Annotated in this window: 10 protein-coding genes; 3 read left to right on the top strand and 7 right to left on the bottom strand. The window is 62.1% G+C overall.

The features are described from left to right. Positions 1 to 13: 13 nt before the first annotated feature. From IC757_RS02455 to IC757_RS02435, 5 genes are all read right to left on the bottom strand, one after another. Positions 14 to 685: an exosortase H-associated membrane protein gene (locus tag IC757_RS02455; RefSeq protein WP_190975818.1), complete on the bottom strand. Its 672-nt coding sequence runs from the start codon at positions 683 to 685 to the stop codon at positions 14 to 16. A gap of 5 nt (positions 686 to 690) precedes the next feature. Further along, the gene (gene purL, locus IC757_RS02450; protein WP_190975817.1) at positions 691 to 4,524 is read right to left on the bottom strand and encodes a phosphoribosylformylglycinamidine synthase; all 3,834 of its coding nucleotides are present in this window, start codon (positions 4,522 to 4,524) and stop codon (positions 691 to 693) included. A 97-nt stretch (positions 4,525 to 4,621) separates the two neighbouring features. After that, a complete protein-coding gene (locus IC757_RS02445) occupies positions 4,622 to 5,347 on the bottom strand; it encodes a DsbC family protein (RefSeq protein ID WP_190975816.1) in 726 nt (241 codons plus the stop codon). Between the two features lie 233 nt (positions 5,348 to 5,580). Further along, on the bottom strand, positions 5,581 to 6,471 hold the full coding sequence (gene xerD, locus IC757_RS02440) for a site-specific tyrosine recombinase XerD (RefSeq protein ID WP_411913467.1): 891 nt from the start codon (positions 6,469 to 6,471) through the stop codon (positions 5,581 to 5,583). 42 nt (positions 6,472 to 6,513) lie between these two features. After that, a complete protein-coding gene (locus IC757_RS02435) occupies positions 6,514 to 7,230 on the bottom strand; it encodes a hypothetical protein (protein ID WP_190975815.1) in 717 nt (238 codons plus the stop codon). Positions 7,231 to 7,519: 289 nt separating this feature from the next. Between IC757_RS02435 and IC757_RS02430 the strand changes: the two genes are divergently transcribed. Next, entirely contained in the window at positions 7,520 to 7,939 is a 420-nt protein-coding gene (locus IC757_RS02430) for an RDD family protein (protein ID WP_223846222.1), read from the top strand. A gap of 21 nt (positions 7,940 to 7,960) precedes the next feature. Here the strand turns inward: IC757_RS02430 and lptG are convergent, their stop codons facing one another. Next, entirely contained in the window at positions 7,961 to 9,043 is a 1,083-nt protein-coding gene (gene lptG, locus IC757_RS02425) for an LPS export ABC transporter permease LptG (RefSeq protein ID WP_190975814.1), read from the bottom strand. Further along, entirely contained in the window at positions 9,037 to 10,104 is a 1,068-nt protein-coding gene (gene lptF / locus IC757_RS02420; protein WP_190975813.1) for an LPS export ABC transporter permease LptF, read from the bottom strand. Before lptF ends, lptG begins: the two co-directional genes overlap by 7 nt. 63 nt (positions 10,105 to 10,167) lie before the next feature. Between lptF and IC757_RS02415 the strand changes: the two genes are divergently transcribed. Together IC757_RS02415 and IC757_RS02410 are read left to right on the top strand one after the other, a co-directional pair. Further along, positions 10,168 to 11,664, top strand: coding sequence for a leucyl aminopeptidase (locus tag IC757_RS02415; protein ID WP_190975812.1), 1,497 nt, complete (start codon positions 10,168 to 10,170; stop codon positions 11,662 to 11,664). A 278-nt stretch (positions 11,665 to 11,942) separates the two neighbouring features. Beyond that, complete coding sequence (locus tag IC757_RS02410) at positions 11,943 to 12,344, top strand: DNA polymerase III subunit chi (RefSeq protein WP_190975811.1); 402 nt, start codon at positions 11,943 to 11,945, stop codon at positions 12,342 to 12,344. Positions 12,345 to 12,369 lie beyond the last annotated feature (25 nt).

Genomic DNA, 12,369 nt, shown 5'->3' with positions numbered 1-12,369 from the left:
AAACAACAACGGTTCAATGCCGCCTGCGAAGCACGTATTGCTCGATGAAGGGCCGGTTCATCAGAATCCAGGCCGCCACCGGGACCACGGCCGGAAACATCAGGTAGCCAAGCTGGTAACACAGCGCGATCATGTCCATCGGGAAGATGGCTTCACGTGCAGCCTGTCCTGCTTCCGGTCCGCTGCGAAACGCCAGGTCGACCCAGGTTTCCCAGAACACACCCCAGACCGTCACCAGGGTGACGACCACAAAGGCAATCAGCAGCTGCAGCAAGCGCTGACGCATCGTCAGCGGGGTGGCCATGATCAGCCCGAACAGCAGGGCCATGCCCCAGGCATAGATCATCGGGTTGACGTGGATATTGACCGCCGCGGTTTGTCCATCGACCTGCTCGGGCAAAACGACGCGGGTGTGAATTTCGAGCTGGAACCCCAGTTGCAGCAATTGCTCGAAGATGTCGGGAAAGAAACCGGTCAGCAGCAGGTCCGAAAGGCGTGCTGTCGGAAACATCAACGCGCTGCCGAAGAAGAACCACAGAAAAAAACCCAGCGGCAGATACAGCAGGGCCAGGAGAAACATCTCCTTGATCGGATTGCCTTTCTCAGTCTCGCCAGCTTCATCAGTTGCGCCGGAATCCTGCGCCTTGTCCTGGCCCTGTTCTTTATCCTGGTCCTGCTCGCTCATCGCCTTTATGCCACCCACTGTCTGGCGTTATGGAACATCTTCATCCACGGTGACTGTTCACCCCACTGCCGCGGCGCCCAGGAGAAGTTGACCGTGCGCAGCAATCGTTCGGGATGCGGCATCATGATGGTCACCCGCCCATCCTCGTTGCACACCCCGGTGATACCGTCCGGTGAACCGTTGGGGTTGTCAGGATAACGCACTGCCGGCTTGCCGTTTGCCATGGCATAGCGAATGGCTGCCGATACCGCCGGATCCTGACCCGCCTCGAAACTCGCCCTGCCCTCGCCGTGCGAGGTCACCACCGGCAATCGCGAGCCGCTCATGCCGGTCAGGAACAGCGAGGGGCTGTCGTCGATCCGGACCAGGTTCAGACGTGCTTCGAACTGGCGCGAACGGTTGTGAACGAAAGCCGGCCAGTGGCTGGTGCCGGGAATGATTTCGCGCAGGGCCGAGAGCATCTGGCAACCATTGCACACACCCAGCGCAAACCGATCGCTGCGGACCAGGAACTGTTCGAAGTGATCGCGCATGACCGGATTGAAAAGAATCGAACGCGCCCAGCCCTGCCCGGCGCCCAGTACATCACCGAAGGAAAAGCCGCCGCAGGCGGCCAGCCCCTGAAACTCATCCAGGCGCTGGCGTCCCGATTCCAGGTCGCTCATATGGACATCGACGGCCTCGAACCCAGCCGTCATGAAAGCGCGCGCCATCTCGCGCTGTCCATTAACGCCCTGCTCGCGCAGGATGGCCACACGCGGACGCGCGCCGGTCAGCACGGCCGGTGCCGGCACATCGAACTCGACATTGGGGGCCAGTCCGGGCCGCGACCAGTCAGCCAGTGTGGCAAACTCCTCGTCGGCACACTCGGGGTGGTCGCGCAGGCGCTGTATGCGATAGCTGGTTTCACCCCAGCGCTGAGCCAGTTCGGGCATGGCGGCGGAATAGAGCGCTTGCCCGTCGGCACTCACCGACCACCGGTCCTGTTGCGACACCTGACCAATATCGTGACTGAAAGCCGCCAACCCTTCCTGCTCGAGTGCCGCACGCACGGCTGCCTCATCCTCGTCTGCCACCTGCAGCACCAGCCCGAGTTCCTCGTTGAACAGGAATGCGGCAGCGTCTTCTGGCGCGCAGGGCAGGTGCAGGTCAACACCGCAGTGGCCGGCCAGCGCCATTTCCAGAACGGTCACGAACAGGCCACCGTCGGAGCGGTCATGCAATGCCAGAATCCGCTTTTGATCAATCAGGCTTTGAACAACGTTGAACAGCCGCTTCAGTGCATCCGGATCATCGACATCCGGAACGGCACCGAGCTCGCGGCCGAATACCTGTGCCAGGGCCGACCCGCCCAGGCGCTGGCGCCCCAGATCAAGCAGCAACAGCCTTGACGGCACCGTGGAGTCGAGTTGAGGTGTCAGGTGGCGGCGCACATCCGGCACGGGCGCAAAGGCGGATACGATCAGTGACACCGGGGCACACATGCGCTTCTCGCCAGAGTCGTCATTCCAGACCGTCTGCATCGACAGCGAGTCCTTGCCCACCGGAATGGACAGATCCAGTCGGGGACAGAACTCGGCCACTGCCTCGACTGCCGAGCGCAGGGCTGCATCCTGGCCATCCGCGCCGGCTGCCGCCATCCAGTTGGCTGACAGCTTGACCCGATCAAGCGACGGCACCCGCGTCCCGGCCAGGTTGGTCACCGCCTCGCCCACGGCCATACGTGCGGCGGCCGGCGAGTCCCAGATGGCCAGCGGCGTGCGTTCGCCCATGCTCATGGCACTGCCTGCATACCCCTCGTAGTCGAGCAGGCTGATGGCGCAGTTGGCGACCGGCACCTGGTGTGGGCCGACCATCTGATCGCGCACGGTCAGGCCACCGACACTGCGGTCGCCAATGGTGATCAGGAACTGTTTCGAACCCACTCCGGGAAGCGCCAGCACCCGATCGGCCGCTTCGGCGAGTGAAACATTCTCCAGGCCGGCATGGTGAACCGGCACGGAGCGGGTCTGAACATCGCGATGCATGCTGGGTGGCTTGCCCAGCAGCATGTCCAATGGCATGTCCACCGCCGGCGTGCCCAACAGGCGATCATCCAGGCGCAGCTGTCCGTCGGCATCGGCCGCCCCGAGGTCGGCCCAGGGACAACGCTCACGCTCGCACAGGGCCGCGAAAGTCTCCAGGTCGTCCGGAGAGATAGCCAGCACGTAGCGCTCCTGCGACTCGTTGCACCACAGCGCCATGGGCGACATCGAACGATCATTGGTGGGGATCTCGCGCAACTCCAGGCGTCCGCCCACACCCCCGTCATGCAGCAACTCCGGAAGCGCATTGGACAGGCCGCCGGCACCCACATCGTGAATGGACTTGATGGGATTGCGCTCGCCGCGCTGCCAGCAGCGGTCGATGACTTCCTGGGCGCGGCGCTGCATTTCAGGGTTACCGCGCTGCACCGAGGCAAAGTCCAGATCCTCGTCGGACTGGCCAGAGCTCATCGACGATGCGGCGCCGCCGCCAAGCCCGATCAGCATGGCCGGACCGCCCAGCACGATGATGCGATCCCCGGCCGACAATGGCTGCTTGTGGGTCAGCCCATCGGCAATGATGCCGCTGCCGCCGGCTATCATGATCGGCTTGTGATAGCCCCATAGCCGATCGTCGACCCGGGCGGCGAAGCTGCGGAAGTAGCCCAGCAGGGCCGGCCGGCCAAATTCATTGTTGAAGCGCGCCCCGCCAATCGGACCCTCGGTCATGATCTGCAGGCTGGACGCCATGCGGGAAGGTGGTTCGGGCAGGTTTTCCCAAGGCTGGACATGGCCCGGGATACGCAGATCGGACACCGAGAACCCGGTCAGTGCCGCGACCGGGCGGGCGCCCCGGCCAGTCGCGCTTTCGTCACGGATTTCACCGCCCGACCCGGTGGCAGCGCCCGGTTCGGGTGAAATCGCGGTCGGGTGATTGTGGGTTTCGACCTTGATCTGGATATGCAACCTGCCCTCGCGAAGGTCATAGGCCGGATGCTCGTCGGTGCTGACCAGCAATCGACTATCGAACCCCTCGACCACGGCAGCATTGTCATCATAGGCCACCAGGGTCCCACCCGGGGTGGCGGCATGCGTGCTGCGGATCATCTTGAACAGCGATGGCTCGCATGGCTGACCATCCACCGTCCAGGTCGCATTGAATATCTTGTGCCGGCAATGCTCGGAATTGGCTTGGGCGAACATCATCAGCTCGGCATCGGTGGGATCGCGCTGAAGACGAGAATAGGCCTCGGCCAGGTAGTCGATCTCGCCGTTGCTCAGCGCCAGCCCCAGTTCACCGTTGGCTTTCGACAGCACGACCGACGGATCATCACCCAGCGCAATCACACCCAGAGGAGCCGGTTCCGGTAGCTCAAACCAGCCAGCAAGGGTATCGATCCGGTCCACGACGATCTGGGTCATGCGGTCGTGCAGATTGTTGCGCGCTTCGCGGGTCAGGTCGGCTGCCGCGACTCCATCGAGCGTGAACACCACCCCGCGCTCGATGGCGGTGTAGCGACCAAGCCCGCAACGCCGGAGAATATCGCGAGCGCGAGAAGCCCAGGGCGTCACCGTGCCTGGACGCGGCGCCACCAGCAACTGGACGTCGGTCAGCTCGGTCAGGGTTGCACCGTCCGCGCCCAGCAATGCGCGCAGGCGCGAACCGTCGGGCTCATCGGGCAGTCGATCCGTACCCAGCAGGTACAGATCGCGGGCATGAAGGCCAATCCGGCGGCCCTGGATCTCGGAAATGGCGTCGGCAAGCTGCTCCAGCCGGAATTGCGGAAGCGCTCGACGACCTGGCAGAAAAATCATTGCGGCCCCTGGGGAGTTCTCTCATTCAGGGGCGCAATTATAGGCGAGAGCGTCGTCCGGCGAGACCCCACACCCACGAGAACCAGCAAGCTGCCGATCAGTGCTGACCATTGAGGCTTTCGAGCCTCGACTTGAGCTGCTCCGGCGGCACGTAGCCGGGAATCATGTCGCCGTTGAAGGTCATCATCGAGGGCGTGCCCGTCACACCCAGAGACTGACCTAGTTGATACTGCTCTTCAACCGGATTGTCGCAGGTGGCACGCGGCGGGGTTTGACCAGCCTTGGCGACGTCCATGGCTTCCTGCTGATCATGTGCACACCACACCGAAACCAGTGTGTCATAGGTCTGCGAGCCGACGCCGGCACGGGGGAAAGCCAGGTAGTGAACCTGGATGCCGTTGCTTGCATATTCCTCAATCTGCTCATGCATCCGGCGGCAATACCCGCAATCAGGATCGGTAAAGACGATCACGTCGTATTCCGCATTCTCGGGGCCAAAACTCACGAACTGGCTGGAATCCAGCCCGGCCAGTCGTTCGCGCCGCATGTCGGATTTGGCCGCATCGGTCAGATCGGTCTGGGTGTCGAGATCGATGAACCGCCCCTGCAACAGGTACCGGCCATCGGCGCTCATGTAAATGATGTCGTTATTGACTCGAACCTGCTTGAGTCCCGGCACCGGGGTCTCGGCCACACTCAGCTCATTCACTTCAGCGACCAGACCACTGATGCGATCCTCGATTGCGGCATAGTCGGCAGCCTGCCCTGCACCTCCGACCCACATCACGACGACGGCAACTGCCGTCTTCAACCAGACATTCATTTCAGTCTCCTAGCACAAACGATTTCGATTCCGAGGCGCCATCCGCCTCCGCTTACCAGCCATTCATCAAGTGGCTGCACTGCCCCCAAGCAGGACCCGTCCCGAACCCGGAGCAGACTTGCCCCCTTGCAACATCGCTCGACACCCCTCTGGCCACACGCAAGGGGCCACGCACTGGTTGGAGTCCAAAGCCCGCAACAAGTTTCAACCACTCTGAAAAACTCCGCATCATATTATCCTCGCGGATGATGCTGGCGATGAAGCTTTTTCAGGCGCGAGCGCGACACATGGGTGTAAATCTGCGTCGTCGACAGGTCGGCATGGCCCAGCAGCATCTGCACGACCCGCAGATCGGCACCGTGATCGAGCAGGTGTGTGGCAAACGCGTGTCGCAAGCGGTGGGGGTAGACTGCATCGTCAATGCCCGCTTGGCGTGCATGTTGGCGAATGCGCGACCACAACGCCTGGCGCGAAAGACGACGGCCAGTGCGGGACACGAATACCTGGTCGCATACCGGCTTCAATTCGGGCCGGAACCGATGCAGCCAAAGCGTCAGCGCATCCTGAGCCGCCTCTCCAAGTGGGACCAGTCGCTCACGTCCTCCCTTGCCCCGAACACGAATCACCCCGCGCACCAGGTTCAATTGGGACAGCGTGACACCGGCCAGTTCACTGACTCGCATGCCGGTCGCATAGAAGGTCTCCAGCACCGCCCGGTCGCGACAGCCGAGAGGCTCATCAACCGATGGCGCGGCCATCAGGGCCTCGATCTGCGATGACGTCAGGGAACCAGGCAAGGGGTGGGCTGCTCGCGGACCTTCCAGATCCAGTGTGGGATCGGCCCTGATATGGTGCTCGCGCACTGCCCAGGCGAAAAACTGCCGCAGACATGAAAGCTGTCGAAGAATACTGGCGACCGTATCACCACGCCGCAACCGTTCAGCCATGCACTCGAGCACTTCGGCCCGGGTGATGGCCGCCAGTGGCACATCGATACGACCGAAGAAGTCGATCAGGTCTCGACGATAGGCGGAAAGTGTATTGGCCGCCAGGCCGCGTTCGGCCCAGGCGGCATCCAGAAAGGCATCAATCGTGGTCAGCGGTGAGGCCACCATTAGCAGCATGCCGGGGATTGCACCAGGCAACCCCCGGCATCAGCCGATGGTTCAGCTGCGACCTGTCAGCCGGGCCAGGCTGGTTTGGGCTGCCGTCTCCAGGTCGGAGATCTTGGCTCGCGCCGCGGCGCGAAGATCTTCGACGGCCTGACGGCGTTCCTGCACCTCACCGGCGGCCAATTCGGCCAGTGCATCACGCAACTCGTCGGCGGCCGCCAGCACCCGGGAATACCGACCGGAACCGGCGCTGGCCTTCTTCTTGCCGCGCTTCTTGGAAGCCTTCTTCTTGGAGGCCTTCTTCTTGGAAGCCTTCTTCTTGGAAGCCTTCTTCTTGGAGGCCTTCTTCTTGGAGGCCTTCTTCTTGGAAGCCTTCTTCTTGGAAGCCTTCTTCTTGGAAGCCTTCTTCTTGGAAGCCTTCTTCTTGGAAGCCTTCTTCTTGGAAGCCTTCTTCTTGGAAGCCTTCTTCTTGGAGGCCTTCTTCTTGGAGGCCTTCTTCTTGGAGGCCTTCTTCTTGGAAGCCTTCTTCTTGGAAGCCTTCTTCTTGGAGGCCTTCTTCTTGGAAGCCTTCTTCTTGGAAGCCTTCTTCTTGGAAGCCTTCTTCTTGGAGGCCTTCTTCTTGGAGGCCTTCTTCTTGGAGGCTTTCTTGACCGGTGACGCAGCGCCGGACGTCACATCCCGCTCGGCTGGGGTGTCACTTTGCGATGCACCCGCGGCACTGCCGGCATCCGGCATCTGCTGGTCGAGTCTTGTATCTTCGCTTGATTGCATGATGCTGACCTCCTCGGGTCCGATCAAAAGTATCGTTTTACGGTTGGCACGTTGGGAGTGTGATTATCCATTTGATCTCGTGAACTCCCTCGCGGCGCCTAATACTGTGCCATATTTCAACGTGTCATGAAAGTCCTTACTAACGGTCTCACTATTGACCAGATGAACTACCGCCGCCGAACACGCCCCTGAAATTCGGCATCAAGCGCAACCGAATTCGGGAATACAATACAGTCACGCCAACGAACGACATGACCGGTCGCCCGACCCGGAAGGCAGCAAACGCATCTTGGACAAGCAACCCTGTGGCCTGGCACGACGCCTTGCAGCCATGCTCTACGACGGCCTACTGCTGATTGCTCTGTGGATGATCGCCACGGCCATCATCATCATTCCAATGGGCGGAGAAATCGAAGCCGGTTCATTGCTTTACCAGCTCTACCTGCTGCTCGTTGCATGGATTTACCTTGGGTTCTGCTGGCTGCATGGCGGGCAAACACTGGGCATGAAAGCCTGGCGCATTCGGCTCGTTTCTGACCATCGACCTGTCACCTGGATGACCACACTGGTGCGTTTTGTCGTGGCCATTGCTTCATTGCTGTGCTTCGGAATCGGGCTGTTCTGGAGCCTGTTTCATCCACGCCGCGCCACCTGGCATGATCTCGCTTCCAGAACCTGGCTGGTGGTCGATCCGAAAACCCCGACCTGAATTCAGGAGACATTCAGCGCTTCAGAGCCGCCTGAGCATCAGAATGCCGAGCATGCCGATGGCCAGCGAGGGCATCAGCGCCGACAGCCACAACGGGCCGGGCATCAGCATGCCCATGCCCTGAGACAGGCGACTGATGACAAAAAATGCCAACCCCAGACTGACACCGAAAAACAGGTTGATGCCACGGCTGGAGTGCCGGCCGCCACGAAAGGCAAAAGGCAGGCTGACCAGGATCATGGCCAGCACATTGAGCGGGAAGAAAACGCGGTTCCAGAGCGCCTGTTCGTAGGTTGCGGTATCGAGCCCGTTGACCTCAAGAAATTCGATCATCTCGGCCAGGTCACCCACCGACAGCACCCGCGGCCGGCTGATGACCGAGGAAAACAGATCATGACTGAGCGTCGAATCCATCCGACGTTCATGCTCGACCCCGATCCGGACTTCATCCGGACTTTCCAGGTTCCGGTAACTGACCTGACGCATCAGCCATGCCTGGCCATCATGAGTTGCAGTCTCGGCGCGCAGAATGTGCTCAGGCCGCATCTGCTGATCCACCCGGTAGATCAGCAGATCTCCGAACTCAGGTTGATCATCACGACTCCATGCCGAGTGACCGATGCGAAGCATGTGCGCACCATCACGAATCCACAGCGCACCGTAACGCCCAAGGTGCACCTGCCCGGTACGCGCCTGGTCGCGCTCGGCGCCAGCGCGGGCCTCCAGCCCCGGCACCAGGAACTCACTGACGGTCATCAGGGCGATCACACACAGCAGGACCGCGCCCATCACACTGACCAGTATCTGTCGGCGATCGAATCCGGCCGCCCGCATGGCCACGAGCTCATTGGCCGCCGCCAGCCCGCCCAGTCCCAGCATGGTGCCGATCAGGGCGGCAAAGGGAAAGATGTCATACAGCCGTCTGGGCGACGTCTGGGCAATATAGATCACCATCTGCAAGGGGCCGTAGTCCCCGGTCAGTGCACGCGACTCCCGTATGAGTTCAATGATGGTGTACAGGCCCAGCAGCAGCACGGCGACCAGTGCAATGCCGAGCAGCACCGCGCGACCAACATGGCGCACCAGTATTCCGGGGATCACCATACTCGCCACTGCCTCACGCACATCCAGGCCATCAGCATGGCCAGGGCGCCGTGGACCGGCCACAATCCGGGCCCCGTCATCGCCGCACGCTGTTCCATCATGATCAACCCGGCATGAATTGCATTGGAGTAAAGTAGATAAAGCACCAGGGCAATCACGATGCTGCCAAACCGGCCCTGGCGTGGCAGTCGGCTCGACAGCGGCAGGGCCAGCATGCCAAGCAATACCGCGGCCGCCGGCGCGGCCAGGCGCCAGTGCCATTCGCGCCGCTCATCCGGGTTTTCCGGCCGCCGCAGCTCATTGAGTGTCATGCCTGACTCGGATTCCGACGACGTGATCTCCGGAGTCGGCAAACGCAAATCATTGCGCGCAAACTGCACCTCGCGCAGACCGCCCTGATTGGGCGGCAGACCATGCTGAAGTTGCCGGCCGTCGGTGAGCGTGAGATAGCGTGTGCCATCTTCCGGGCTGGTCCAGACCCGCCCTTCGCGGGCTGTCAGCACTTCGGCCAGGTCGCCTTCCATGTGCTGTATGAATACATCGCGCAAGCGCTCACCCTCACCCTCAATGGCGCCGACATAGATCGTCGTCCGGCCACCGTCCATGCGTCCGAACTGCCCGGGCCGCACCCCGGCAACCATGGCATGCTGGGCTGCATCCTCCATAAGCTGACCGGTACGTTCCAGGGCCATCGGCGAAAGCCAGCCGGAAATCAGCAGCAGGCCACCACCCCAGAAGCCGGCCAGCACCAGCACTGGCCAGAGCATTCGCCTGAACGCCAGCCCACTGGCACGCACGACTATCGTCTCGCTTTCCTCCTGCAGCCGCCCGAAAGTCAGCAACAAACCAGTCAGCAAGGCCAGCGGACCGACCAGGATGATCGCCTCGGGCAGCCTCAGAGCCAACAACAGGGCCACGCTGGAGCCCGGCAGCTCACCCTGTGCCGCGTCTCCAACCAGTTCGGCCAGAAACAGCGCCACGGTCACACCGAGGAACACCATCAGACTGAGGACGCTTGCAGCCAGGCCCTGGCGCAGGATGTATCGTTGCAGGATCAGCATTCAGATCAGGGGCTCGGACAGGTACAATCTGTGCCTTGCCAAGAGACTCCGGGAAACCAGACCATGCAGTTTACTACTACCAACGCCAAGGTGAGCGCCATCGAGTCGGATTGCCTGATAGTCGGGCTGGCCGTCGATCAGGAATTCGGGCCTGCACTCCAGGCGCTGGACGAGGCCAGTGACGGCGCATTCTCGCGCCTGGCCGAGCGCAATGATCTGCCACGCCAGGCCGGCAAGACTACGATATTGCACGATGTCGCCGGCATAAGCGCCTCGCGTGTGTTGGTTGCCGGCCTCGGCAAGCTCGAGAAACTTGACGGAATCGTTTTCGTCAAGGCCGTTCAAGCCGCCGGCAAGGCACTGCGACAGTCGCAGGCCACTTCAGCGTGCTGCCTGATGGACGATGCGCCGGTTCAGGGTCGGGATGCGGCCTGGAAAGCGCGCCATGCCGCCCTGGCACTGGCCCATGCCGACTACATTTACCAGGCCACCAAGAAACCGAAGGATCATGCCGCTCCGGCCACTGAGTCGGTCAGCTTTCCGGCAGGGAATGGCATCGACACCGAGCTGGGCATCGCCAACGCCATCGCTGCCGGCATTCAGCGCTGCCGTGATCTGGGCGATCTCCCGCCGAACATCTGCACACCGGTATACATGGCCGAAGTCGCCGAGAGCATGGCCGCAGAACACGACGGCCTGGAAGTCGAGATCCTCGACGAGGACCAAATGGCCGAACTGAACATGAATGCCCTGCTGGCCGTCGGCCAGGGCAGCACCAATCCGTCACGTCTCATCCGGCTGAGCTGGAAAGGCGGCAAGGAAGGTGATGCACCTGCCGCCATGGTCGGCAAGGGCGTGACCTTCGATACCGGCGGCATCTCGATCAAGCCGCGCGATCTGATGGAACAGATGAAATTCGACATGTGCGGCGCGGCCACCACCATCGGCGTGATGGAAGCCGTCGCCCGCCTGAAGCTGCCGCTCAACGTCGAAGGCGTGGTCGCGGCGGTCGAGAACATGCCCGACGGCAAGGCCTATCGCCCGGGCGATGTCATTACCGCCATGAACGGCAAGACCATCGAAGTCCACAACACCGATGCCGAGGGCCGCATGATCCTGGCCGACGCCATCTACTGGACCGGCCAGAAGCTCAAGCCGGCCGTGACCGTCGATATCGCCACGCTCACCGGCGCCTGCGTGGTCGCGCTCGGCCACCATGCCGCCGGCATCATGACCCAGGACGACGAACTGGCCGAGGAATTGCTGGCTGCCGGCACCGAAGCCGCCGATCGCGGCTGGCGGTTGCCGTTGTGGGACGACTACCAGGAACAGATCGAAACCCCGTTTGCCGACATGAAGAACCTCGGCGGCATGCCGGCCGGCTCCATCACCGCCGGCTGCTTCCTGTCGCGTTTCGCCGACGGCCAGCGCTGGGCGCATATCGACATCGCCGGCGCGGCCTGGCAGTGGGGCAAGCCTGAAAGTGCCTCCGGCCGCCCGGTCGGCATGCTGGTGCAGTGGCTGGCCGATCGCGCCGGCGGCTGGGACGCCCTCGGCTGACGCCGAGCGGCGTGGTTGCATGTTGCCAGTTGCAAGCCAGTGATGATTAGTTGCAAGTTGTCAGCTAGGAGTTGCAAGTTGTCGGTTGTAAGTTGTAAGTCGACTTCGGATGTTTGGTTTCCGATTTCTGGGTTGCTGGCCATGGGTTGGCAGTGCGGAACCTGGCCCGCACCGCTTTCAGGCGCCGACTTGCAACCTACAACTGACAACTTGCAACTCACCAGCAAAAGTCGCAGCCGCATGCGTCTCCGATCACCGACCAGCCACCCGAAGCCCGCATGCGCGTAGACTTCTACGAAATGAGCGGACGCTTTACCGACCCGCTGTTCGTTGCCGGGGTGCTGGTCTCGCGCGCCTGGCCCAAGACTCGTTCGATTGCCGTGGTCGCACCCCGGCGCGACCTGCACATGCTCGACCGCCAGCTATGGGAAAAGCCCGAGGGCCGCTTCCTGCCCCATGGTATCGAAGACGACCGCGCCCCGATCCGTCTGTCCGAGGATGCGCCCGACCAGGCCGGCATCCTGATCAACCTGGACCCGACTGCCCCCCTGCCGGGCGGACGCTTCGAGCGCATTCTGGAAATCGTGCCGCCGGAAGAAGGGATCAAGGCGAAGCTCCGAGAACGCTGGGTGGCCTGGAAACAGCGCGGCGCTCAATTGCATCATCACGTGCTGAAATAAAGATGAAAAGGTTTCAGGTTTCAGG

The sequence above is a fragment of the Wenzhouxiangella sp. AB-CW3 genome, assembly GCF_014725735.1.
In the GTDB taxonomy this organism is placed as follows: Bacteria; Pseudomonadota; Gammaproteobacteria; order Xanthomonadales; family Wenzhouxiangellaceae; genus Wenzhouxiangella.
The sequence above is the reverse complement of the archived record's forward strand: the minus strand, read 5'-3'. Positions and strand labels throughout refer to the sequence as shown.